A 22,946-nucleotide genomic window follows, 5' to 3' on the forward strand; every position below is an offset into this window, starting at 1 on the left:
ATGCCGACGCTTCGGACAGTCCTGTCCATACCGGTGTTGCTGACCCTGCTGCTCACCCCCACCGCCTCCTCTGCGGACTCGGCGGGCGCCGCCACGGACGCGGCCCTCCCGCTGCTGGTCACCCGGGGCAGGGCACCCGCCGCGGCCCTGCTGGCGCTGGACGGAAACCGCTCCCGCTACACCGCCGCCGGTCCGGGCATGGCGCGCGCCGACCACTTCCGCGCCGGCAGCGTCACCAAGACCTTCGTCGCCACGGTCGTGCTGCAACTGGCCGCGGAACACCTGCTGTCCCTGTCCGACCCCGTGGAGGGGCACCTGCCGGGACTGCTCCGCGGACGCGGCACCGACGGACGGCACATCACCCTGCGCGCCCTGCTCACCCACACCAGCGGGCTCGCCGACTTCACCCGGGCCACCCGGGGGACCGTCCCCCTGACCCCGCTTCAGGCCGTACGCATCGCCCTCGCCCTCCCTCCGGCCCGCCCGGGCCGCTACGCCTACTCCAGTACCAACTACGTCCTGCTCGGCATGGTCGTCCGGCAGGTCACCGGCCACTCGTACGCCACCGAGGTCCGGCGCCGGATCATGGCTCCGCTCGGCCTTGCGGACACCTCCCTTCCCGGGTCCCGCAGCTCACTTCCGCTGCCGCACGGCCGCGCCTACGCCGCCGACGGCTCCGACGTCACCCGGCTCGACCCGCGCGTGGCCGGCGCGGCGGGCGAGCTGGTGACCACACTGGCCGACCTGGACCGCTTCTACGCGGCTCTGCTCGGCGGCCGGCTGCTGCCCTCGCACTGGCTGCACGAGATGCTCAACACCCGTGCCGCGCATGGCTCGTACGGCATGGGGATCTTTCCGGCAAAGCTCCCGTGCGGCATCACGGTGTGGGGACACAACGGCCGGATATCCGGGAGCTACGTGCGCACCGCGGCCACCGCCGACGGCCGACATGTCCTCACCTTCCGTGTGAACACGGACGCGATCACAGATCCCCGGCTCGAACCGGCCTTGCTCGCCGCCGAGTTCTGCCCTCGCACCTGGTAGAACGCGCCGGTTCCGAACGAAGATCCCGGTTCACGACACTCGTTCGAGTGAAAGCCGGAGGCGGGCCCGCCTCGGCGCAGCCCACCTCAAGTCGGCCCACCTCGGCTCAGCTCAGCGGCACGATGTCCGGCGCCCCCAGTCTCGCCGCGTCCGCCGTCAGGTCGTCCGGCTGGAGCTGGGACTCCCGCTCGGCCTCGACCCGCTTCTCGTAGTGCTCCACCTCGCGCTCGATCTGGTCCTTGTCCCAGCCGAGCACGGGCGCCATCAGCTCGGCGGCCTCGCGGGCGCTGCGGGTGCCCCGGTCGAACGTCTCGATGGAGATGCGGGTGCGGCGGGTGAGCACGTCGTCCAGATGCCGGGCGCCCTCGTGCGAGGCGGCGTACACGATCTCGGCGCGCAGATAGTCGTCGGCGGCCCGCAGGGGCTCGCCCAGGGCGGGGTCGGCGGCGATGAGGTCCAGGATCTCCTCGGCCATCGAGCCGTACCGGTTCAGCAGGTGCTCCACCCGGACCACGTGCAGTCCGGTGCGGGCCGCGATCCGCGCCCGCGCGTTCCACATCGCCCGGTAGCCCTCCGCACCCAGCAGCGGGATCTCCTCGGTGACACAGTCGGCGACACGCATGTCTAGGCCGTGCACCGCCTCGTCGACGGCGTCCTTCGCCATCACCCGGTACGTCGTGTACTTGCCGCCCGCCACGACCACGAGACCCGGCGCCGGATGCGCCACGGTGTGCTCGCGGGACAGCTTGCTGGTGGCGTCGGACTCGCCGGCCAGCAGCGGACGCAGCCCCGCGTACACGCCCTGCACGTCGTCACGGCTGAGCGGGACGGCGAGCACCGAGTTGACGTGTTCCAGCAGGTAGTCGATGTCGGCGCTGGAGGCCGCCGGGTGGGCCTTGTCGAGGTCCCAGCCGGTGTCGGTGGTGCCGACGATCCAGTGCCGGCCCCAGGGGATGACGAACAGGACCGACTTCTCCGTGCGCAGGATCAGACCGGTGGTGGAGTGGATGCGGTCCTTGGGCACGACCAGGTGGATGCCCTTGGAGGCGCGGACGTGGAACTGGCCCCGCTCCCCCACCATGGCCTGCGTGTCGTCGGTCCACACACCGGTGGCGTTGACGATCTGCTGGGCGCGGATCTCGTACTCCCCGCCGCCCTCCACGTCCTGCACCCGGGCGCCGACGACCCGCTCGCCCTCGCGCAGGAACCCGGTCACGCGCGCGCGGTTGGCCACCTTCGCGCCGTACGACGCCGCCGTGCGCACCAGGGTCGCCACATACCGGGCGTCGTCCATCTGCGCGTCGTAGTACTGGAGGGCGCCGACCAGGGCGTCCTTCTTCAGGCAGGGGGCAACGCGCAGGGCGTGACGGCGGGTCAGGTGGCGGTGCAGGGGCAGGCCCCGGCCGTGCCCGCGGGCCATGGACATCGCGTCGTACAGGGCCACGCCGGAGCCCGCGTACAGGCGCTCCCAGCCCTGGTGCTGCAGCGGGTAGAGGAAGGGCACCGGCTTGACCAGGTGCGGGGCGAGCCGCTCCAGGAGCAGGCCGCGCTCCTTCAGGGCCTCGCGGACCAGGGCGAAGTCGAGCATCTCCAGATAGCGCAGACCGCCGTGGACCAGCTTGCTGGATCTGCTGGAGGTGCCGGAGGCCCAGTCGCGGGCCTCGACCAGGCCGGTGGACAGGCCGCGGGTCACGGCGTCCAGTGCGGTTCCGGCGCCGACCACTCCGCCGCCGACCACCAGCACGTCCAGCTCGCGCTCCGCCATCGCCGCCAGTGCCTCGGCGCGCTGCGCCGGACCCAGAGTCGCTGTCCTCACCGCTGCCTCCCGCTGTCGAAGAACTCGCTCGCGTCGGCCGCACCCGGGTGGGCGAAGCCCCGGTTCATCCCCTCCTCATGCCCAAATTCTGACCGGCTTGCCCGACTTCAGCCACCACGGGCTCCCAACCTGTGGACAACACGAACACAACCCCCGGAAGACACACGAACACAATCCCACATAACGGTCATATTTACTCCTAGTGTGACAGTGCGCTCGCTCTTGCTGTCCACAGCGGTTGCGCATCTGTCCCGCTTCGGTTACTGGGAAGGACGGGCCCACGCCATGCCCGCAGATCTCGCCGTCATCGGACTCGGTCCCTACGGCCTCCCGCTCGCCCAGGCCGCCGTCGCCGCAGGCATCCCGACCATCGGGTACGCCACCGGCCCCGAGGCGGGTTCACTCAGCCCGGCCGAGCTGCGGCGGATGCACGCGGCCGGTTTCCGGCCCGCCACCGACCCGGCCCAGCTCGGCCGGGTGCGCACCGCCGTGATCTGCGCGCCCACCCCGCGCGGCGCCGACGGCGGGGTCGACCTCGGCCAGGTGGAGGCCGCCGCCCGCACCCTGGCGGAGCGGCTGCGCCCGCACACCACGGTCATCCTGGAGTCGCCCGTGCTCCCCGGGACCACCGAGAAGTTCCTGCGCCCCCTGCTGGAGGAGGGCTCCGGGCTGCGCGCCGGCCGCGACTTCCACCTCGCCTACTCGCCCAGCCGCGTCGACCCCGGCAACCGTGACCACACCCCCGCCGGCACGCCGAAGGTCATCGGGGGCCTCACCCCCGCCTGCACCGAGTCGGCCGCGGCCTTCTACGGACGGCTCACCGACAAGGTGGTACGCGCGCGCGGGCTGCGCGAGGCGGAGGCCGTACAGGTTCTGGAGACCAATTACCGGCACGTCAACATCGCGCTGGTCAACGAGATGGCCGTCCTCTGCAACGAGCTGGGCGTCGACCTGTGGGACGTCATCCGCTGCGCGGAGACCAAGCCGTTCGGCTTCCAGGCGTTCCGGCCGGGCCCGGGCGTCGGCGGGCACGGCGTCCCGCAGGACCTCACCGGCCATGCGGGCCGCACGCTGCGCATGGTGGAGCTGGCCCAGCAGGTCAACCACCGCATGCCCCGGTACGTCGTCCAGCGCGCCGCCACGCTCCTGAACGAGCACGGCAAGTCCGCGCGCGGTGCCCGCGTCCTGCTCCTGGGCGTCACCTACAAGCCCGACCTCGCCGACCTGCAGTGCACCCCCGCCCGGGAGATCGCCGTCCGCCTGATGGAACTGGGCGCCTCGGTCAGCTACCACGACCCGTACGTACCGTCCTGGAGCGTCCTGGACCGCCCGGTCCCGCGTGCGGACTCCCTGTACGAGGCGGCCGCCGACGCCGACCTGACGATCCTGCTCCAGCAGCACCGGACGTACGACCTGCAGGGACTCTCGGTGAAGGCTCAGTTGCTGCTGGACACCCGAGGGGCCACGCCCACGGGGGCGGCGCACCGGTTGTGAGCCTGCCCCGCGCGGGCCGCCCAGGAAGCCCGCCGAAACGAAACGGCCCACCGGTCGGACCGGTGGGCCGTTCGTCGGAGCAGACGGATCACCTGGCCGAGTGCTCGTATCGGTAGCCGACCGCCTTGCGGGCGATCCCCTTGCCCACGGACTTGCCGGTGATCTTGCTGTACACGTTGAACGAGTACTCCTTGTACAGCGGGTACGCGTTCAGGGTGCCGAACTTGCCCCTGGGGACGTCCCAGCTGCCCGCCATGCTCTTCGTGCGCGACCTCGTGACGTCGAAGCCGACGGCCCCCGACACCGCTTCCGCGGTCACCGTGATGCTCGTGCTCCTCGTGTTGCTCACCGTTTCGATGGCCGTCAGCGTGAGCGTCATGGGACCTCGCCCCTGAACGACGGCGATGGAGTTCTTGCCCTGCACCAACCCGTGGTATTTGACGCTCTTGATGCCGCAGAGGGCCGGGTTGTAGTCGAGCCGCATGCTCCGGCACGGCGTCCTCGAGGCGGCGCCGGCCTCGCCGGTCATGCCCAGGGTGCCCGTGAGGACGGCAAGGGCGACGGTTGCGGCGCGCGCGCCACGGGATACGGCAGAGCTGGTCGATCGCATGGAGTTCCCCTCGTTCCGCTGCTGGTCAAGCAGCGGAACGAGACTAGCGATGTCAGGAACACATCAGACAACCGGAACCGGATATCTGATCAACATTTGAGCCTTGTCCCTGCGCAGACACGGAGCAGGGGCCTCGGACCGGACGGGACACGGTCCGAGCCCCCTGCTCGAGCAGGTGGGCTACCGCCGGTGCTGCGAGTCCGCCACCGTCACCTCGACCCGCTGGAACTCCTTGAGCTCGCTGTAGCCGGTCGTGGCCATGGCGCGGCGCAGAGCGCCGAAGAAGTTCATCGAGCCGTCCGGGGTGTGGGACGGGCCGGTGAGGATCTCCTCGATCGTGCCGACCGTGCCCAGGTCGACCTTCTTGCCGCGGGGCAGCTCCTCGTTGACCGCCTCCATGCCCCAGTGGTGGCCCTTGCCGGGCGCGTCCGTGGCACGGGCCAGCGGGGAGCCCATCATCACGGAGTCGGCACCGCAGGCGATCGCCTTCGGGAGGTCGCCGGACCAGCCGACGCCGCCGTCCGCGATCACGTGCACGTACCGGCCGCCGGACTCGTCCATGTAGTCGCGGCGGGCCGCGGCCACGTCGGCGACCGCGGTGGCCATCGGGACCTGGATGCCGAGCACGTTGCGCGTGGTGTGCGCGGCGCCGCCGCCGAAGCCGACCAGGACACCGGCCGCGCCGGTGCGCATCAGGTGCAGGGCGGCGGTGTAGGTGGCGCAGCCGCCGACGATCACCGGGACGTCCAGCTCGTAGATGAACTGCTTCAGGTTCAGCGGCTCGTGCGCGCCGGAGACGTGCTCCGCCGAGACCGTCGTACCGCGGATGACGAAGATGTCCACGCCCGCGTCCACGACCGCCTTGGAGAACTGGGCGGTGCGCTGCGGGGAGAGCGCGGCCGCCGTGACCACGCCGGAGTCGCGCACCTCCTTGATGCGGGCGCCGATCAGCTCCTCCTTGATGGGAGCCGCGTAGATCTCCTGGAGGCGGCGGGTCGCCTGCTCGGCGGGCAGCTCGGCGATCTCGTCGAGCAGCGGCTGCGGGTCCTCGTACCGCGTCCACAGGCCCTCGAGGTTCAGCACACCGAGGCCGCCCAGCTCGCCGATCCGGATCGCGGTGGCCGGGGAGACGACCGAGTCCATGGGAGCGGCCAGGAAGGGCAGCTCGAAGCGGTAGGCGTCGATCTGCCAGGCGATCGAGACCTCCTTCGGGTCCCGCGTACGGCGGCTGGGGACGACGGCGATGTCGTCGAAGGCGTACGCCCGGCGGCCGCGCTTGCCGCGCCCGATCTCGATCTCAGTCACGTCTTGGCCTTTCCCTGATGCATTGCAGCGTCTTCCAGTATCGCCGACACGTACGACAAGGGCGGCCCCGGATGCTCCGGGACCGCCCCTGCACGGCCTGTACGGCCCTCACGCGTGCGCGTGCGTCACTTCTGCCTGCTGTAGTTCGGCGCCTCGACCGTCATCTGGATGTCGTGCGGGTGGCTCTCCTTGAGGCCCGCCGAGGTGATCCGCACGAAGCGGCCCTTGGACTCCATCTCCTCGATGGTGGCGGCACCCACGTAGCCCATGGTCTGGCGCAGGCCGCCGACGAGCTGGTGCAGCACGTTGGACAGCGGGCCGCGGTAGGGCACCTGGCCCTCGACGCCCTCGGGCACGAGCTTCTCGTCGGAGGTCACTTCGGCCTGGAAGTAGCGGTCCTTCGAGTACGACTTGCCCTGGCCGCGGGACTGCATGGCACCCAGCGAGCCCATGCCGCGGTACGACTTGAACTGCTTGCCGTTGATGAACATCAGCTCGCCCGGCGACTCCTCGCAGCCGGCGAGGAGGCTGCCCAGCATGACCGTGTCCGCACCGGCGGCGAGCGCCTTGCCGATGTCGCCGGAGTACTGCAGACCACCGTCGCCGATCAGCGGGATGCCCGCCGGACGGGCGGCGAGGGAGGCCTCGTAGATGGCGGTGACCTGCGGGACACCGATACCGGCGACCACGCGGGTGGTGCAGATCGAGCCCGGGCCGACACCCACCTTGATGCCGTCGACACCGGCGTCGATGAGCGCCTGGGCGCCGTCGCGGGTGGCGACGTTGCCGCCGATCACGTCGACGTTCACGCTGGACTTGATCTTCGCCATCCAGCTGAGGGCGTTGCTGTTGTGGCCGTGCGAGGTGTCGACGACCAGGAAGTCCACACCGGCCTCGGCGAGCGCCTGGGCACGCTCCAGCGCCTCGGGGCTGGCACCGACGGCGGCACCGACGAGCAGACGGCCCTCGGCGTCCTTGGCGGCGTTGGGGTACTTCTCGGCCTTGACGAAGTCCTTGACCGTGATCAGGCCCTTGAGGACGCCCTCACCGTCGACCAGCGGCAGCTTCTCGATCTTGTGCTTGCGCAGCAGCTCCATGGCCTCGGGCCCGGAGGTGCCGACCTTGCCGGTGACCAGCGGCATCGGGGTCATGACCTCGCGCACCTGGCGCGTGCGGTCGCTCTCGAAGGCCATGTCGCGGTTGGTGACGATGCCCAGCAGCTTGCCGGCCGGGTCGGTGACCGGGACACCGCTGATGCGGAACTTGGCGCACAGGGCGTCGGCCTCGGCGAGCGTGGCCTCCGGGTGCACCGTGATCGGGTCGGTGACCATGCCGGACTCGGACCGCTTCACCAGGTCGACCTGGTTGACCTGGTCCTCGACGGAGAGGTTGCGGTGCAGCACGCCGACGCCGCCCAGCCGGGCCATCGCGATCGCCATGCGGGACTCGGTCACCTTGTCCATCGCCGCCGACAGCAGCGGGATGTTGACCCGGACATTGCGGGAGATGCGGGACGAGGTGTCGACCGCGTTCGGGAGCACCTCGGATGCGCCCGGCAGCAGCAGCACGTCGTCGTAGGTCAGCCCGAGTGTCGCGAATTTTCCGGGCACTCCGTCGACGTTTGCAGTCATGACACCTTCCCCAAATGGCCTTGATCGGTGCGGATGTCCATGCTAACGGGAAGCACGGCTAGCAAATTCCACGGTCCGGGATGACTTCAGGCTTCGTATGTTCGTACGGAAACGAACCCGCGCCTGTTCAAGAAAGGGAGCTACGGAGGCTCCGCCCAGGGCAGTTACTGCTCGGCGAGCGCGCGCAGCCGGCTCAGCGCCCGATGCTGGGCCACCCGCACGGCGCCGGGTGACATTCCCAACATCTGCCCCGTCTCCTCCGCGGTCAAGCCCACGGCGATACGCAGCAGGAGCAGCTCGCGCTGGTTCTCCGGGAGGTTGGCCAGCAGCTTCTTGGCCCACTCGGCGTCGCTGCTGAGCAGGGCGCGCTCCTCGGGGCCGAGGGAGTCGTCCGGGCGTTCCGGCATCTCGTCCGAGGGGACGGCCGTGGAGCCCGGGTGGCGCATCGCGGCGCGCTGGAGGTCGGCGACCTTGTGCGAGGCGATGGCGAAGACAAAGGCCTCGAAGGGGCGGCCGGTGTCGCGGTAGCGCGGCAGGGCGAGGAGGACGGCGACACAGACCTCCTGGGCGAGGTCCTCCACGAAGTGCCGTGCGTCGCCGGGGAGCCGGGACAGCCGGGTGCGGCAGTAGCGCAGGGCCAGGGGGTGCACATGGGCGAGCAGATCGTGCGTGGCCTGCTCGTCCCCGTCGACGGCACGATGCACGAGCGCACCGATCGCCCCTTGGGCCGTGCCCGCCTCGTCGTCGCGCATCGGTCCATGGTGCCCTGCGGCCGTCCGGTCCGTCGCATCGTGTTCGTGGTTGTGCACCGAAGCGTTATGAGCAGGTGCGCCGGCACTCATTCCCTGCGCCCTCCCCTTCCGCTCGACCGACTTGTCCCCGAGAGACTCCACATCTCAAGGATGCGGCATCCGCGCCGAAACGAGCACCGCACGCTCTCCGCCGACCCCCGCAAGGGCGTGCGTGGTGGATCAGTCCCCACGGAAACAGAGCGAAGCAGCAGGTCAGACAGATGCCCACGGATTCTGGACGGGACGGATCCACCACTCGCCGCCCACCACATCCACACCCGCGGGTGAGCCGGGCCGGAGGCGAGCGCCCGCGGCCGGCTCATCCAGCGGGGTCTAGCGGACCAGACCCCAGCGGAAGCCCAGGGCCACCGCGTGGGCGCGGTCCGAGGCGCCGAGCTTCTTGAAGAGCCGGCGGGCGTGGGTCTTGACCGTGTCCTCGGAGAGGAACAGCTCGCGGCCGATCTCGGCGTTCGAGCGACCGTGGCTCATGCCCTCCAGCACCTGGATCTCACGCGCGGTGAGGGTGGGCGCGGCGCCCATCTCGGCCGAACGGAGGCGACGCGGGGCGAGACGCCACGTCGGGTCGGCGAGAGCCTGGGTGACCGTGGCCCGCAGCTCCGCGCGCGAGGCGTCCTTGTGCAGGTAGCCGCGGGCGCCGGCGGCGACCGCCAGGGCCACTCCGTCCAGGTCCTCGGCGACGGTGAGCATGATGATGCGCGCGCCCGGGTCGGCGGACAGCAGTCGGCGCACGGTCTCGACGCCGCCCAGGCCGGGCATGCGTACGTCCATCAGGATCAGGTCGGAGCGGTCGGCGCCCCAGCGGCGGAGGACTTCCTCGCCGTTGGCCGCCGTCGTCACGCGCTCGACGCCGGGCACGGTCGCTACCGCGCGGCGGAGCGCCTCTCGGGCAAGCGGGGAGTCGTCGCAGACGAGGACGGATGTCATGACCGCCCTCCGCAGCTGATGCGCGTCACCTTGAGCCTCCAGGCTGGTACGGAATCGTCACCTGTGCGGTCGACCGTCTCGGACGCCTGCCCGAGCGCTTGTGTTTTCAACCGCCTCCGCACTCTCAACGACGGTCACTCGAAAGAGTTACGGGGCTGCGTGCCGTCTTCGGCACTCTACGTGAGGGCGCCGACACGGTGCAGACATGCCCAACAGACCCTCAAGTTTTCATCACAACCTATGCCCCATTTAGCCGCTTTTGCTCCCGTTTCTCAGTGTCTAGAGCTAGATTCGCAATGAGTCATATTTTCATCTCCTTAGACCGGAGATGTACGGTCGATGGCACCGTATCCGCCCAGAACGGCTACAAGGGGTCACGTAATGGCAGATTTCTCCCGCCTTCCCGGACCGAACGCGGACCTGTGGGACTGGCAGTTGCTCGCTGCCTGCCGCGGGGTGGACAGCTCGCTCTTCTTCCACCCGGAGGGCGAGCGCGGGGCGGCTCGGAGCGCTCGCGAGAACTCGGCCAAGGAGGTCTGCATGAGGTGCCCGGTCCGTGCGGAGTGCGCGGCGCACGCGCTGGCGGTGCGCGAGCCGTACGGCGTCTGGGGCGGCCTGACCGAGGACGAGCGCGAGGAGTTGATGGGGCGGGCGCGCAACCGCCTGGTGTCGGCGTCGACGACCAGCGGGGGCTCCGCACCGCACGCCTGAAGGAACGTTTCTGCGATAACTAGGCACCCGGGCACGCGCACGCGTGCCCGTGATCCTTGAGAGGACCCCGCACCGGCGTCACTGCCGTCCGGCGGCCCGGGCCAGCTGCTCCAGCGTCGCCGCCACGGCGGGCACCTGTGCCAGGTCGGGCAGGGCGAGGGCGACGATCTGCCGTCGTACCGCGGGTTCCAGCGCCACCGTGCGCACTCCCCGGGGCCGCACCGACTCCACCGCGAGCTGCGGCAGTACGGCGACGCCGAGGCCCGCGCCGACCAGGCCGACCACCGCCGGATAGTCGTCGGTGGCGAAGTCGATGCGGGGCGTGAAGCCCGCGCTCTCGCACACCTCCACCAGCTGGCCACGGCAGCGCGGACAGCCCGCGATCCAGGGCTCCCGGGCCAGCTCACCGATGGCGACGGACTCCGCGCGCCCGAGCCGGTGCCGTTCGGGCACCAGGGCGACCAGACGGTCGGTCAGCAGGGGCCGTACGACGAGGTCGTCCCACTCCTCGGCGACCGCCGCGCTCTCGTAGCGGAAGGCGAGCGCCAGGTCGCAGTCGCCCTCGCGCAGCAGTTCGACGGACTTCGGGGGCTCGGCCTCCTCCAGCGAGACGCGGGTGCCGGGGTGGGCGGCGCGCAGGGCGGCCAGGGCGGTGGGGACCAGCGTGGAGCTGCCGCTCGGGAAGGAGACCAGCCGGACCCGGCCGGCCCTCAGGCCCGCGATCGCGGCGACCTCCTCCTCGGCCGCGGTGAGCCCGGCGAGGATCCCGGAGGCGTGCCGGACGAGGGCCTCGCCGGCCTGGGTCAGACGCATCTCGCGGCCGCTGCGGACCAGCAGCGGGGTGCCGACCGAGGACTCCAGGGCCTTCATCTGCTGGCTGACGGCGGGCTGGGTGCAGCCCAGCTCGCGCCCGGCCGCCGAGAAGGAACCGGTGGTGGCGACTGCGCGCAGGACACGGAGATGACGAGCCTCGATCACCCCCCGAGCATAAGCCTGACTTGGACATGGCGCCTCATATTGCGTCGACGCTTTGGGGTGCGGTCCCGTACCGTGCGAAGCATGAAGCTTCTCTCGGTCAATCTGGGTCGCCCGACGCCGGTGCCGTACACGGACCAGGCGGAGGGTGTGACCGGCATCGACAAGCGGCCGACGGACGGGCCGGTGCGGGTGGCGGCTCCGGGGCCCAAGGGTGTCGGCGGGAGCGGGCTGGCCGGGGACGCGGTGTGCGAGCTGCGCCACCACGGCGGCTACGACCAGGCGGTGTACGCCTTCGCGCGCGAGGACCTCGACGACTGGGAGCGAGAGCTGGACAGATCGTTGGCAAATGGCTGCTTCGGCGAGAACCTCACGACGGAGGGCCTGGACGTGTCCGGGGCGCTGATCGGCGAGCGCTGGCGGATCGGGTCCGAGGTGGTGCTGGAGGTGACGTCGGGACGGATTCCGTGCCGTACGTTCCAGGGCCATTTGGGCGAGCGGGGCTGGGTGAAGAGGTTCACCCGGAAGGGCGCGACGGGTGCCTACCTGAGGGTGGTCGAACCGGGTGAGATCCGGGCCGGTGATCCGATCGAGATCGTGCACCGGCCGGACCACTCGGTGACGGCGGCGATGCAGTTCCGCGCGGTCACCACCGAGCGGGAGCTGCTGCCGCAGCTGCTCGTGGCGGGCGAGGCGCTGCACACCGAGACGCTGGCCGCGGCCCGCAAGTACGTCGCCGGACAGGGCCGCTGAGGGGCCGTCACCGTCAGCGGACGCCGTCGGTCCGGGTCACTACCCTTGGGCCATGACAACGGCTCTGATTACGGGATCGACCGCGGGAATCGGTGCCGCGTTCGCGCGGCGGCTGGCGGCTGACGGGCATGACCTCGTCCTGGTGGCCCGGGACGCCAAACGGCTGCGCGAGCAGGCGACCGAGTTGCACGACCGGCACGGCATCGAGGCGGAGGTGCTGAGCGCCGACCTCGCCGAGGACAAGGGCATCGAGGCGGTGGCCGAGCGCCTGAGCGACCGGAAGAACCCGGTCGACCTGCTGGTCAACAACGCCGGCTTCGGCAACAAGGGCCGCTTCCTCGAAGTGCCCATGGCCGACGAGCTGAAGATGCTCAAGGTGCACTGCGAGGCGGTGCTGCGGCTGACCTCGGCGGCGTCCGAGGCGATGCGCGAGCGCGGCCGCGGCGGCGTGGTGAACGTCGCCTCGGTGGCGGCCTTCGTGCCCCGGGGCACCTACGGCGCCTCGAAGGCCTGGGTCGTGCAGTTCACCCAGGGCGCGGCGAAGGACCTGGCGGGCAGCGGCGTGCGGCTGATGGCGCTGTGCCCTGGCTTCGTGCGCACCGAGTTCCACCAGCGGGCCGGGATGGGCACGGACAACATCCCGGGCTGGATGTGGCTGGACGCGGACAAGCTGGTCGCGGCGGCCCTGGCCGACCTCGCGCGCGGGAAGACGCTGTCCATCCCGGACCCCCGGTACAAGGCGCTGATGGGACTGGTGAAGGTCACCCCACGCGGGCTGATGGGCGGCATCAGCTCGAAGACGGGGCGCAAGTACGGGCCCCAGTAGGACGGGTGGCGTCCGCGTTCCGGTGGGAAAATGGGCCTGACGGATCCGGACCCAGGGGGCCGGGAGGCGGCGCCATGACGTTCGTACAGCTCATCGACTGCAGGACCAGCCGGATCGACGAGATGAACCGGCTGATGGACCAGTGGGTCGAACAGACCAAGGGGAAGCGGACCGCGACGCACGCGGTGGTCGGCAAGGACCGCTCGGACGCGTCGCACGTCATCGAGATCGTGGAGTTCCCGTCGTACGAGGAGGCGATGCGGAACTCGAACCTGCCGGAGACCGACCTGATCTTCCGGGAGCTGGTCGCCCTGTGCGACGAGATGCCCACGTTCACGGACCTGGACGTGGTGCGCGACGAGCCGTTGTACGCGGCCCAGGCACGCCGGTTCTTCGACACCGTCGCGATACGGGGGCCGTTGCCTCCGCTGAACGACCTGATCGCGGAGCACTACCACGACCACGATCCGGCCAACGAGCAGGACCAGCTCGGGCTGGACAACATGCGGCGTGAGATCGACATGTGGCGGGGCGCCTTCGACTTCACGTTCACGATCGAGGACCAGATCACCCAGGCGGACCGGGTCTGCACCCGCTGGAGCTGGTACGGCATCCAGACCGGCGAGTTCATGGGCCTGCCCAACACCGGCCGGCAGGTGTCGATGACCGGTACGACCGTCTTCCGGTTCGACCACGACGGCAAGATCTGCGAGGCCTGGTGGCAGTACGACCGGCTCGGGCTGCTGGGGCAGTTGGGCGCGCTGGACGAGCTGGAGAAGTAGGGCGCGGGGCAGCCGGGCACACAGCGAAGGCCCGGCACCCCCTCGGGGTGCCGGGCCTCGGTGCTGAGGTGCCTCAGTGGGCGTGGCCGTGGCCGTGGCCCGCCTCGGCCGGCTCCTCTTCCTTCTTCTCGACGACCAGGGTCTCGGTCGTGAGCAGCAGGGAGGCGATGGAGGCGGCGTTCTCCAGGGCGGAGCGGGTGACCTTGACCGGGTCGATGACGCCGGCCTTGACCAGGTCGCCGTACTCGCCGGAGGCGGCGTTGTAGCCGTTGCCCTTCTCCAGCTCCGCTACCTTTGAGACGATGACGTAGCCCTCGAGGCCGGCGTTCTCGGCGATCCAGCGCAGCGGCTCGACGGCGGCGCGGCGGACGACCGAGACACCCGTGGCCTCGTCGCCGGACTTGCCGAGGTTGCCCTCGAGCACCTTGACGGCGTGGACCAGCGCGGAGCCACCACCGGAGACGATGCCCTCCTCGACCGCGGCGCGGGTCGCGGAGATGGCGTCCTCCAGACGGTGCTTCTTCTCCTTCAGCTCCACCTCGGTGGCGGCGCCGACCTTGATGACGCACACGCCGCCGGCCAGCTTCGCGAGGCGCTCCTGGAGCTTCTCGCGGTCCCAGTCGGAGTCGGTGTTCTCGATCTCGGCCTTGATCTGGTTGACCCGGCCGACGACGTCCTCGGAGTTGCCGGCACCGTCGACGATGGTCGTGTCGTCCTTGGTGACCGTCACGCGGCGGGCGGAGCCCAGCACGTCCAGACCGGCCTGGTCGAGCTTGAGGCCGACCTCCTCGGAGATGACCGTGGCGCCGGTGAGGACGGCCATGTCCTGCAGCATCGCCTTGCGGCGGTCGCCGAAGCCGGGGGCCTTCACCGCGACGGCGTTGAAGGTGCCACGGATCTTGTTGACGACCAGGGTCGACAGGGCCTCGCCCTCGACGTCCTCGGCGATGATCAGCAGCGGCTTGGAGGCACCCGCCTGGATGACCTTCTCCAGCAGCGGCAGCAGGTCCTGGATCGAGCCGATCTTGCCCTGGTTGATGAGGATGTACGGGTCCTCGAGGACGGCCTCCATGCGCTCCTGGTCCGTCACGAAGTACGGCGACAGGTAGCCCTTGTCGAAGGCCATGCCCTCGGTGAAGTCCAGCTCCAGACCGAAGGTGTTGGACTCCTCGACGGTGATGACACCGTCCTTGCCGACCTTGTCCATCGCCTCGGCGATCAGCTCGCCGACCTGCTGGTCCTGGGCGGACAGCGCGGCGACGGCGGCGATGTCGGACTTCTCCTCGATCGGGCGGGCCGAGGCGAGGAGGTCCTCGGAGACGGCGGCGACGGCCGCGTCGATGCCCTTCTTCAGGGCGGCCGGGGAGGCGCCGGCGGCGACGTTCTTCAGACCCTCGCGCACCAGCGCCTGGGCGAGCACGGTGGCGGTGGTGGTGCCGTCACCAGCGATGTCGTTGGTCTTGGTCGCCACCTCCTTCACCAGCTGGGCGCCGAGGTTCTCGTACGGGTCCTCGACCTCGACCTCGCGGGCGATGGTGACACCGTCGTTGGTGATGGTGGGAGCGCCGAACTTCTTGTCGATGACGACGTTGCGGCCCTTGGGGCCGATCGTCACCTTCACCGTGTCGGCCAGCTTGTTGACGCCGCGCTCGAGGGCGCGACGGGCGTCCTCGTCGAACTTCAGGATCTTCGCCATGACAGCGTGAGCCCTCTCGGAAATCTGTGGGTGAAAAAAGAACTGCGCCCCGGCGCCCGGCTTCTTATGTGGTCGCGGGGGCCAGGGGCGCAGCTGGTGGCAACTGGGTGCCGGAGGTGACTACTTCTCGATGATCGCGAGAACGTCGCGAGCCGAGAGGACGAGGTACTCCTCGCCGCTGTACTTCACCTCGGTGCCGCCGTACTTGCTGTACAGGACGATGTCGCCGACCTTGACGTCGAGCGGAAGGCGCTCGCCGTTCTCGAAGCGGCCCGGACCCACGGCGAGGACGGCGCCCTCCTGGGGCTTCTCCTTCGCGGTGTCCGGGATGACCAGGCCAGAGGCGGTGGTCTGCTCGGCGTCGAGCGGCTGGACCACGATGCGGTCCTCGAGCGGCTTGATGGCAACCTTGGAGCTGGTGGTCGTCACGATCCGACCTCCCCCTTCGGAGATCTCACGGGGTTAACTGTCTGAGGTGGCGACCAGGTCGATCCGTCGTCGCGGGTGCCGGACCTGCCCGTCGCTTTTGTTGGCACTCTCATCTGCCGAGTGCCAGAGCCGAGACTATGACCGTGATTAGCACTCGGTCAAGCGGAGTGCCAATGCCGTGCGGCGCGTCGGCCGGGTTGGGGGTACGCGGAGCCGCTCGGTTGCCGGTGTCGGCCCCGCCGCCCCGGGGGCTGCCGCCCCCAGACACCCGCTTCGGCCCTGAACGGGCCTTGTCCTCAAGCGCCGGACGGGCCGGTTGTCACAGGTAGTCCTCGAGGCGCCCCACGGTCAGCCCGCGTGCCTGCACCCGACGCAGCAGTCGCGCGGTGCGTTCCTTCAGCGTCGGGCCCGTGGCCTCGTCGGGGCCGACCAGGACGATGTCTCCCGGGCGCAGACGGCGCTCCCCGTGCGTGTAGGCGATGCCGTCGGAGGTCATGGCGGCGCGCCACAGGACGAGCGAGGAGATGCCGCAGTCGGCGGCGGCGCGCAGCGTCGTGGTGTCGTACGTGCCGTAGGGCGGGCGGAAGAGGTGCGGGCGGACGCCGAAGCGGGACTTGAGTTTGTCCTGCTGGCCGCAGATCTCGGCGCGCTGGCCGGCGTACGGCAGTCCGGGCATCGCCGGGTGATCGAGGGTGTGGTTCTCGATCTCGGCGCCGACCGCGCGCAGGCGGGCGAAGTGACCGTAGCCGGGGCCTACGACGCTGTCGGTGAGGAAGAAGCTGACCGGCAGTCCGAGGTCTCGGACCATGTCGACGAAGCGCGGGTCGCGTTCGGCGCCGTCGTCGTAGGTGAGGAAGACGACCTTGTCGGTGGTGGCGACGTGGTCCACGACGCGGGGCGGGGCAGCGCCTGCCCCACGGGCCGTCAGGGGGCGGACACGGTGGCGGGGCGGGGCGGCGAGCGGGGCGGCCAGGCCCCAGCGGCGGTACGCCTGACTGACGGCCGGGCTGGGCTTCCGTACGCCCTGGGCCGCCCGTTTGCCGAGGCGTTCGATGGGGTCGACCGACTGGGCGCAGCCCGCGAGGAGGAGGGCCGACGCGAGGACGACGGCCGACCCGGCCCGTGCTCCTCCCGGACCTCGCCCCGGTCGCCCCCGGTGCCTCACAGGTAGTCCTCCAGGCGCGCCACGGCGTACCCCTCGCGCGTGACCTTGTTCAGGAACCGGCGCATGTCATCGACCATCGTGCCGTCCCAGTCGCTGCGGCCCCGGAAGTGGGTGAGCACGATGTCGCCGGAGTGCAGGTTCCTGTCGTCCTCGCGGTACTCCCAGTGGTCGACGAAGACCTCCTCGTCCCAGATCGGCGCGTACTTGATCCCGCAGGACTTGGCGGCGCGCAGGGTGTCGCCGTTGTAGTTGCCGTAGGGCGGGCGGAAGACGGTCGGCGCCTTTCCGAACTGCCGCTCCATGACGGCCTGCATGCCGCAGATCTCGTCCTTCTGCTCCTCGTAGGACAGTCCGGGCAGATAGGGGTGGGTGAGGGTGTGGTTGTTGAGGGTGTGGCCCTCGGACTGCATCCGGCGGAAGTAGCCGTAGTCGTCCTTGACGAGGTAGTTGCTGAGGAAGGCCGTGTAGGGGATCTTCAGGTCGCTCATCATGCGCAGGAACGCCGGGTCCTTCTCGGCGCCGTCGTCGATGGTGAGGAAGACGACCTTCTGCCTGGTGGGGACGGTGGTGAAGACCGGTGGGAGGTTCTCCTCCTCCTGGCCGTCCACCTCGAAGCCCGCGCGCGCGGTGATCTTCGGTTTTGCGGCCGGTGGCGCCGGGGGTCTCAGGGGGACCTCGTCGAGGTTCCAGTGCCGGGCGGCGGCGACCAGGCGGGCGTGTTCGGCGGCGAGGCGGGCCCGTGAGTCCGCCGGGCCGCCGTGGCCGGGGGCGGTCCCGGTCGCGGAGTCCGAACCCGTGGCGGAACAGCCGGAGACGAGGGCGGCGGAGGCCAGCGCGGCTGCCGCGCAGCGGAGGGCGACCTTCGGGATGCGTGCCCGGCTTTTGTCATTTTGTACTACTACTCGCATGGTGCCGGATCCTTCCAGCCCCGGGCCCCGAACCCGGTCCGACACCGCCGCCGGAGGCGCACCGTCCACCGACTGGCCCACAATGACCCGGTGAACGACCTCGCCCTTCTCCTCACCCCCGAAGGCCGCGCCCTCCTCGACGAGGTGCGCGACACCGACCCCGCACAGGAGCTGGCCGTGGCCACCCGGCTGCGCCGCGAGCACCCCGCCGAGTTGGTGTCGGCGGCACTGGGCCAGGCACGGCTGCGGCAGCGGGCGGTGACGAAGTTCGGGGCCGAGGACGCGCGGCGGATGTTCTTCACGCCGAACGGGGTCGAGCAGTCGACCCGGGCGAGCGTGGCGGCGTACCGGGCGGGCCGCATGCGGGAGCTGGGCGTGACCTCGGTCGCCGACCTGTGCTGCGGGATCGGCGGCGACGCGATCGCGCTGGCCCGGGCCGGGATCCGGGTGCTGGCCGTGGACCGGGATCCGCAGACGGCGGCCACGGCTCGGGCGAACGCCGAGGCGCTGGGGCTCGCCGGGCTGATCGAGGTCCGGGAGGCGGATGTCACCGAGGTGGACACGGCGGGCTACGACGCCGTGTTCGTGGACCCGGCGCGCCGGGGCGGGCGGGGCAGGATCTTCGACCCGGAGGCATACTCCCCGCCCCTGTCCTGGGCGGTCGCCACGGCCCTCGGGGCACCCCGCGCCGCCCTGAAGATCGCCCCGGGCATCCCGCACGAGGCGATTCCCGCCGAGGCCGAGGCCGAGTGGATCTCGGACGCCGGGGACGTGAAGGAGGCGGTGCTGTGGTTCGGCACCGGGGCGCCGGGGGCCGTACGGGCCACGCTGCTGCCGGGCCCGCGCGCACTCCTCGGCCGGGGTCTGCCCGATCCCCGGGTGCGCCCCGTCGGGCGGTACTTGTACGAACCCGACGGCGCCGTCATCCGCGCCCATCTGGTCGCGGAGATGGCCGAGGAGGTCGGTGGCGGCCTGGTCGACGAGACCATCGCGTACGTCACGGCCGACGAGCTGCACCCGACGCCGTACGCCTCGGCCTACGAGATCACCGACCGACTCCCCTTCAACGTCAAGAAGTTGAAGGCCCTGCTGCGGGAGCGGGAGGTCGGAACGCTGACCGTGAAGAAGCGGGGGTCGGCGGTGGAGCCGGAGGAGCTGCGCAGGAAGGTCAAGCCGCAGGGGCCGGGCTCGGCAACCGTGTTCCTCACCCGGGTCGCGGGGGCCCCGACCATGCTGATCGGCACCCCCGCGCAGTCGCCGGCTACTGCCGGTGGAGCGTCCTGAGCGGCTCCAGGTGCGGGTCGGCACCGGCCGGCCCGGACGTGCCCGCGGCGGTGCTCGCGGCGAGGGGGCTCACCGGCAGGTCGCCGTTGTAGTACGGGTGGTACACGAACTGGCCGGCGCCCGCGCTGATCGCGGTGCCCGCCGTGTCCAGTCCGGCGGGCGGGACGGACGAGTTGCCGCCGAAGGCGATCACGGCCTGGGTGCCCGCGGCCTCGCGCACGAGGTAGCTCTTGACCTCGCTCGGCAGGGTCGCGGGGTCGGTCCACAGGACGGGACCGAAGACGTTCATCGCCGAGGCCGCGGAAACGCCGCCCCGCCAGGAGCCGCCCGCGAGGGCCACCTGGTACGGCGCGCTCCACCAGAACTTCGCGAGGGCCACGGACAGTGCCCCGCCCGTCTCGCGCCCGGACTTCATCGCCGTGATCGGGTAGTACGTGAACGTCGACGGCCAGTGCGAGAAGTACGTGTGCGTGAGCGCGTACTTGGCGCTCGAACCCACCGCGATGACCATGGTGTTCTTGGGGTTCAGGCTGTTCAGGTACGACTTCACCGACGACGTCAGCGTGCTGCCGTTGCTGAGGACGACGCTGCCCGCGCTGCTCGTGCCGTCCGCACCGGCGGCGGCCGCTGCGGGGATCGCCGAGCCGTACACGGTGCCGTCGGCCAGGAACACGTACTTGGGTGTGCTGGTGACCGACTTGGCCACGGCGACCGAGGTTGCGTAGCGGTCCGTGCCCGACAGCCGCTTCGGAGTGAAGCCGAGCGACGTCACCTGGGAGGAGACGGAGCTGCTGAGGACGGACGTGCCGCCGACGAGGTAGACGGTGGAGCCGGGCTTGAGAGTCCGCTTCAGCTCCGACTTCACCGCCGAGGACAGTCCGCTCTTCGGGGTGCCGAGCACCGGGCCGTGCTTCTTGCCGGCCAGGGCGGGCGCGGTGAGCGAGTACGCCATGCTGTCCCGGTTGATCAGCACCGCGGACTTGGCGTTCATCAGGCCCGGCACGCTGCCGCCGACCTTGTTCCAGGTCCAGCGCGAGGAGGCGATGTTGGTGGCGTAGGTGTCGGCGCCCCAGACCCGGCCGGTGAGGTTCTTGCGCAGCGGCTGCCAGGCGAGGTCCCACTTGGCGGTGGTGGGCGTGTCGTAGAGGACCTCGGTGGTGCCGCCGGCGAGGTCGAGGATCTGGTCCTGCGTCTCGTTCGAGGTCGTGTCCAGCTCGTACGCCAGCCTGGTGCCGTCGGGCGACCAGGCGGGCCTGCTGATGGAGCCGGTCTCGTCGGGCAGCCACGGAGTCACCGCGCCGGTGGCCACGTCGACCGTGTACAGCTTGCCGCCGAGGGTGTAGGCGACCTTGGTGCCGTCCGGGGAGATGGCCGGCGCGTTGGCCTTGCCCGCCACCAGCTGCTTGAAGGTGTTCTTCGCGCCGTCGTACAGCCATACGGCGCCGAAGCGCCGGTCGCCGCTGCAGGTGGTGCCCGAGCGGATGAACGCGAGCTTGCCGTTCACGGCGCCGCTGGGCTGGCTGTCGCAGCCCTCCTGCGCGGCGGCGAACAGGTGCTGCTGGACGCGGCTGCCGTCGGAGGGGGCGACGCGCAGCCGCCCGCTGAGCGTGAAGACGACGTCGCTGCCGCCCCACCAGAAGGTCGGGTCGTCGGCGAGGATCGAGTCGGTCGTGTTGACCGGGAGCTCCACGGAGCCCTTGAAGTCGTGCCCGACGACGTTGACGCGTCCGGTGGTCTGGTTGACGTAGGCCATACGGCTGCCGTCGGGCGACCAGGCGGGCTTCATGGCGTTCGAGAGCCGGCTCACGGGCGCGGTGCCGTCCTCGTACAGCTGCGAGACGTAGCCGTCCATGTCCGCGGTGAGGATGCCGTTGGCCGCGGTCCAGTCGGTGCCGGCCGAGGCGCCCGGGGCCAGCGCGGCCACGGTGCCGGCGGTCAGGGCCACGGTGGCGCCGAGCGCGACGAGCCGGTGGCGTGCGGAAGATCTGGAAGAGCGCACGATGCGTTGTACCCCCCACAGGTATCGGTGGTACTGCCCCGCCCGCGGAAGGTGTCACGCCGGTTGCGTGGCAGCCGCGCAACTGTAAACCCTCACTGACCAGGAAGGGAATGCAGTTTCGCGTTCAACAGCTGACGCTCGCGCTCGTTGCGTGTCAGCTCGGCCGCGCGGACGAACTCCTCGCGGGCCTCCGCGGTGCGCCCGAGCCGTGCCAGCAGGTCGCCGCGCACGCTGGGCAGCAGGTGATAGTCGCGCAGGGCGGATTCGGCGGTCAGGGCGTCGACCAGCTTCAGCCCCTCGGCCGGGCCCTCGGCCATCGACACGGCGACGGCGCGGTTCAGCTCGACGACCGGGGACGGGGCGCGGGTCGCGAGCAGGCCGTACAGGGTGGCGATGGTCCGCCAGTCGGTCTCCTCGTAGGTGTACGCGTGCGCGTGACAGGCGGCGATGGCGGCCTGGAGGGCGTAGGGGCCGGGGGCGCCGGTGGCGTCGGCGCGGCCGAGGGCCCGGATGCCGCGGGCGATGAGCATGCGGTTCCAGCGGCGGCGGTTCTGGTCCTTGAGCAGCACCGGGGTGCCGTCGGGGCCGGTGCGGGCGGCGGTGCGGGAGGCCTGGAACTCCAGGAGCGAGGTCAGGGCGTGCACCTCGGACTCCTTGGGCATCAGGGCGGAGAGCACCCGGGCCAGCCGGAGGGCGTCCTCGCACAGCCCGGGACGCAGCAGGTCGTCCCCGGCAGTCGCCGCGTAACCCTCGTTGAAGATCAGGTAGATGACGTCCAGGACGGAGCCGAGGCGGGCCTCGCGGTCGGGGCCGTACGGCACCTCGAAGGCGACGTTCTTCGTGGCCAGGGTGCGCTTGGCGCGGACGATGCGCTGGGCGATCGTCGGCTCCGGGACGAGGTGGGCCCGGGCGATCTCGGCGGTCGTCAGGCCGCCGAGCAGCCGCAGGGTCAGCGCGGTGCGGGCCTCCGTGGACAGCACCGGGTGACAGGTGGTGAAGACGAGCCGCAGCAGGTCGTCGTCGATGTCCTCCGGGTCGGCGGGTTCCTCCGGCGGGGCCGTGGTCTCCAGGTCCCGGCCCATCTCGGCGAGCTTGCGGGCGTAGGTCTCGCGGCGCCGGACCAGGTCGACGGCGCGATGCCGGGCGGTGGCCATGAGCCAGGCGCCGGGGTTGTCGGGCACGCCGTCCCGGGGCCATCGCTCCAACGCCGCGACCAGCGCGTCCTGCGCCAGTTCCTCGGCGATGCCGACGTCCCGCACGATGCGCGCCACGCCGGCGACGACCCGCGGGGACTCCAGCCTGAAGACGGTCTCGATCGCGTGCGCCGCGGTGGGCTGTGCTTCCACAGCCCACCATGCAACACCCCCGGGCGGTCCGAGGCCAAGTGAGGCTCAGCCCTCCGCGATCTCCCGGACCTCGCAGCTGACGGTCCAGTAGTCCTCGTGGACCTGCAGGAACCGCTTGGCCCACTCCAGGGCCTCGGCCTTGTCCTTGCACTGCATGATCGCGTAGCCGCCGACGACCTCCTTGGACTCGGTGAAGGGCCCGTCGGTGACCGAGATCTTCCCGCCCGACCAGCGCACGGTGGTGCCCTGGGCGGAGGGGGTCAGGCCGGCGGTGTCGAGCATGACCCCGGCCTTGGTGACCTCCTCGATCAGCTGGCCCATCCGCTGCATCAGCTCCTCGCTGGGGCCCTCGGCGGGGGCGGAGGACTCGTCGATGTGCACGATCGACAGGTAGCGGGGCATGGTGACTCCTTCGGTCGGTGCGGCGGGGTCCGTC

Annotated in this window: 21 protein-coding genes; 7 read left to right on the plus strand and 14 right to left on the minus strand. The window is 70.9% G+C overall.

Annotation, left to right across the window (positions count from 1 at the left end):
• Complete coding sequence (locus ACIRVH_RS30955; protein WP_403959966.1) at window positions 1-1,044, plus strand: serine hydrolase domain-containing protein; 1,044 nt, start codon at window positions 1-3, stop codon at window positions 1,042-1,044.
• A gap of 106 nt (window positions 1,045-1,150) precedes the next feature.
• Here the strand turns inward: ACIRVH_RS30955 and ACIRVH_RS30960 are convergent, their stop codons facing one another.
• Window positions 1,151-2,860 (minus strand): glycerol-3-phosphate dehydrogenase/oxidase, encoded by a 1,710-nt coding sequence (locus tag ACIRVH_RS30960; protein ID WP_403959969.1) that lies wholly within the window; start codon window positions 2,858-2,860, stop codon window positions 1,151-1,153.
• A gap of 285 nt (window positions 2,861-3,145) precedes the next feature.
• On the opposite strand from ACIRVH_RS30960, the gene ACIRVH_RS30965 reads away from it, so the two are divergent.
• Complete coding sequence (locus tag ACIRVH_RS30965; RefSeq protein WP_403959972.1) at window positions 3,146-4,354, plus strand: nucleotide sugar dehydrogenase; 1,209 nt, start codon at window positions 3,146-3,148, stop codon at window positions 4,352-4,354.
• An 88-nt stretch (window positions 4,355-4,442) separates the two neighbouring features.
• Here the strand turns inward: ACIRVH_RS30965 and ACIRVH_RS30970 are convergent, their stop codons facing one another.
• From ACIRVH_RS30970 to ACIRVH_RS30990, 5 genes are all read right to left on the minus strand, one after another.
• Window positions 4,443-4,964: a hypothetical protein gene (locus ACIRVH_RS30970; RefSeq protein ID WP_403959975.1), complete on the minus strand. Its 522-nt coding sequence runs from the start codon at window positions 4,962-4,964 to the stop codon at window positions 4,443-4,445.
• A 180-nt stretch (window positions 4,965-5,144) separates the two neighbouring features.
• Window positions 5,145-6,269, minus strand: coding sequence for a GuaB3 family IMP dehydrogenase-related protein (locus tag ACIRVH_RS30975; protein WP_386578361.1), 1,125 nt, complete (start codon window positions 6,267-6,269; stop codon window positions 5,145-5,147).
• 125 nt (window positions 6,270-6,394) lie between these two features.
• Window positions 6,395-7,900 (minus strand): IMP dehydrogenase, encoded by a 1,506-nt coding sequence (gene guaB / locus ACIRVH_RS30980; RefSeq protein WP_403959978.1) that lies wholly within the window; start codon window positions 7,898-7,900, stop codon window positions 6,395-6,397.
• Window positions 7,901-8,064: 164 nt separating this feature from the next.
• Window positions 8,065-8,652, minus strand: a complete 588-nt coding sequence (locus tag ACIRVH_RS30985; RefSeq protein ID WP_067119558.1) for a sigma-70 family RNA polymerase sigma factor — start codon at window positions 8,650-8,652, stop codon at window positions 8,065-8,067.
• A gap of 372 nt (window positions 8,653-9,024) precedes the next feature.
• Window positions 9,025-9,636 carry a response regulator transcription factor gene (locus tag ACIRVH_RS30990; RefSeq protein ID WP_003948568.1) on the minus strand — a complete coding sequence of 204 codons (612 nt, stop codon included), beginning with the start codon at window positions 9,634-9,636 and terminating at the stop codon, window positions 9,025-9,027.
• Window positions 9,637-10,017: 381 nt separating this feature from the next.
• On the opposite strand from ACIRVH_RS30990, the gene ACIRVH_RS30995 reads away from it, so the two are divergent.
• The gene (locus ACIRVH_RS30995; protein WP_145879553.1) at window positions 10,018-10,347 is read left to right on the plus strand and encodes a WhiB family transcriptional regulator; all 330 of its coding nucleotides are present in this window, start codon (window positions 10,018-10,020) and stop codon (window positions 10,345-10,347) included.
• 78 nt (window positions 10,348-10,425) lie between these two features.
• Here the strand turns inward: ACIRVH_RS30995 and ACIRVH_RS31000 are convergent, their stop codons facing one another.
• Window positions 10,426-11,325, minus strand: a complete 900-nt coding sequence (locus tag ACIRVH_RS31000; RefSeq protein WP_403959983.1) for a LysR family transcriptional regulator — start codon at window positions 11,323-11,325, stop codon at window positions 10,426-10,428.
• An 81-nt stretch (window positions 11,326-11,406) separates the two neighbouring features.
• Between ACIRVH_RS31000 and ACIRVH_RS31005 the strand changes: the two genes are divergently transcribed.
• From ACIRVH_RS31005 to ACIRVH_RS31015, 3 genes are all read left to right on the plus strand, one after another.
• Window positions 11,407-12,075 (plus strand): MOSC domain-containing protein, encoded by a 669-nt coding sequence (locus ACIRVH_RS31005; RefSeq protein ID WP_403959985.1) that lies wholly within the window; start codon window positions 11,407-11,409, stop codon window positions 12,073-12,075.
• Window positions 12,076-12,127: 52 nt separating this feature from the next.
• Complete coding sequence (locus ACIRVH_RS31010) at window positions 12,128-12,901, plus strand: SDR family NAD(P)-dependent oxidoreductase (protein ID WP_403959988.1); 774 nt, start codon at window positions 12,128-12,130, stop codon at window positions 12,899-12,901.
• Window positions 12,902-12,975: 74 nt separating this feature from the next.
• Complete coding sequence (locus tag ACIRVH_RS31015; protein ID WP_403959991.1) at window positions 12,976-13,683, plus strand: ester cyclase; 708 nt, start codon at window positions 12,976-12,978, stop codon at window positions 13,681-13,683.
• Between the two features lie 73 nt (window positions 13,684-13,756).
• On the opposite strand, the gene groL is transcribed toward ACIRVH_RS31015, so the two are convergent.
• The 4 genes from groL to ACIRVH_RS31035 form a co-directional block, all read right to left on the minus strand.
• On the minus strand, window positions 13,757-15,379 hold the full coding sequence (groL, locus tag ACIRVH_RS31020; protein WP_403959993.1) for a chaperonin GroEL: 1,623 nt from the start codon (window positions 15,377-15,379) through the stop codon (window positions 13,757-13,759).
• Between the two features lie 120 nt (window positions 15,380-15,499).
• Entirely contained in the window at window positions 15,500-15,808 is a 309-nt protein-coding gene (groES, locus tag ACIRVH_RS31025) for a co-chaperone GroES (protein WP_403959996.1), read from the minus strand.
• Window positions 15,809-16,127: 319 nt separating this feature from the next.
• Window positions 16,128-16,973 (minus strand): polysaccharide deacetylase family protein, encoded by an 846-nt coding sequence (locus ACIRVH_RS31030; RefSeq protein WP_403959999.1) that lies wholly within the window; start codon window positions 16,971-16,973, stop codon window positions 16,128-16,130.
• Complete coding sequence (locus ACIRVH_RS31035) at window positions 16,970-17,881, minus strand: polysaccharide deacetylase family protein (RefSeq protein WP_403960002.1); 912 nt, start codon at window positions 17,879-17,881, stop codon at window positions 16,970-16,972. The genes ACIRVH_RS31030 and ACIRVH_RS31035 overlap by 4 nt, the downstream gene beginning before the upstream one ends.
• A 90-nt stretch (window positions 17,882-17,971) precedes the next feature.
• Here ACIRVH_RS31035 and ACIRVH_RS31040 point away from each other — a divergent pair, with 90 nt between their 5' ends.
• The gene (locus ACIRVH_RS31040; RefSeq protein WP_403960006.1) at window positions 17,972-19,165 is read left to right on the plus strand and encodes a methyltransferase domain-containing protein; all 1,194 of its coding nucleotides are present in this window, start codon (window positions 17,972-17,974) and stop codon (window positions 19,163-19,165) included.
• Here ACIRVH_RS31040 and ACIRVH_RS31045 read toward each other — a convergent pair.
• From ACIRVH_RS31045 to ACIRVH_RS31055, 3 genes are all read right to left on the minus strand, one after another.
• The gene (locus ACIRVH_RS31045) at window positions 19,143-21,164 is read right to left on the minus strand and encodes a cell wall-binding repeat-containing protein (protein WP_403960008.1); all 2,022 of its coding nucleotides are present in this window, start codon (window positions 21,162-21,164) and stop codon (window positions 19,143-19,145) included. The two genes, ACIRVH_RS31040 and ACIRVH_RS31045, sit on opposite strands and share 23 nt — an antisense overlap.
• Before the next feature lie 92 nt (window positions 21,165-21,256).
• Window positions 21,257-22,510, minus strand: a complete 1,254-nt coding sequence (locus ACIRVH_RS31050; RefSeq protein ID WP_403960011.1) for an RNA polymerase sigma factor — start codon at window positions 22,508-22,510, stop codon at window positions 21,257-21,259.
• A 45-nt stretch (window positions 22,511-22,555) separates the two neighbouring features.
• The gene (locus tag ACIRVH_RS31055) at window positions 22,556-22,912 is read right to left on the minus strand and encodes a YciI family protein (RefSeq protein ID WP_403960013.1); all 357 of its coding nucleotides are present in this window, start codon (window positions 22,910-22,912) and stop codon (window positions 22,556-22,558) included.
• Window positions 22,913-22,946: the final 34 nt, after the last annotated feature.

It is taken from the genome of Streptomyces sp. NPDC101165 (assembly GCF_044768135.1).
Taxonomy (GTDB): domain Bacteria; phylum Actinomycetota; class Actinomycetes; order Streptomycetales; family Streptomycetaceae; genus Streptomyces.

Bases quoted from the DNA above. Each gene is read 5' to 3' on its own strand.
- ACIRVH_RS31005 (WP_403959985.1), top strand. From the start codon at position 11,407: ATGAAGCTTCTCTCGGTCAATCTGGGTCGCCCGACGCCGGTGCCGTAC.
- ACIRVH_RS30990 (WP_003948568.1), bottom strand. From the start codon at position 9,636: ATGACATCCGTCCTCGTCTGCGACGACTCCCCGCTTGCCCGAGAGGCG.
- ACIRVH_RS30955 (WP_403959966.1), top strand. From the start codon at position 1: ATGCCGACGCTTCGGACAGTCCTGTCCATACCGGTGTTGCTGACCCTG.
- ACIRVH_RS31010 (WP_403959988.1), top strand. From the start codon at position 12,128: ATGACAACGGCTCTGATTACGGGATCGACCGCGGGAATCGGTGCCGCG.
- ACIRVH_RS31055 (WP_403960013.1), bottom strand. From the start codon at position 22,912: ATGCCCCGCTACCTGTCGATCGTGCACATCGACGAGTCCTCCGCCCCC.
- ACIRVH_RS30995 (WP_145879553.1), top strand. From the start codon at position 10,018: ATGGCAGATTTCTCCCGCCTTCCCGGACCGAACGCGGACCTGTGGGAC.
- groL (WP_403959993.1), bottom strand. From the start codon at position 15,379: ATGGCGAAGATCCTGAAGTTCGACGAGGACGCCCGTCGCGCCCTCGAG.
- guaB (WP_403959978.1), bottom strand. From the start codon at position 7,900: ATGACTGCAAACGTCGACGGAGTGCCCGGAAAATTCGCGACACTCGGG.
- ACIRVH_RS30985 (WP_067119558.1), bottom strand. From the start codon at position 8,652: ATGCGCGACGACGAGGCGGGCACGGCCCAAGGGGCGATCGGTGCGCTC.
- ACIRVH_RS30965 (WP_403959972.1), top strand. From the start codon at position 3,146: ATGCCCGCAGATCTCGCCGTCATCGGACTCGGTCCCTACGGCCTCCCG.
- ACIRVH_RS31015 (WP_403959991.1), top strand. From the start codon at position 12,976: ATGACGTTCGTACAGCTCATCGACTGCAGGACCAGCCGGATCGACGAG.
- ACIRVH_RS30970 (WP_403959975.1), bottom strand. From the start codon at position 4,964: ATGCGATCGACCAGCTCTGCCGTATCCCGTGGCGCGCGCGCCGCAACC.
- ACIRVH_RS31035 (WP_403960002.1), bottom strand. From the start codon at position 17,881: ATGCGAGTAGTAGTACAAAATGACAAAAGCCGGGCACGCATCCCGAAG.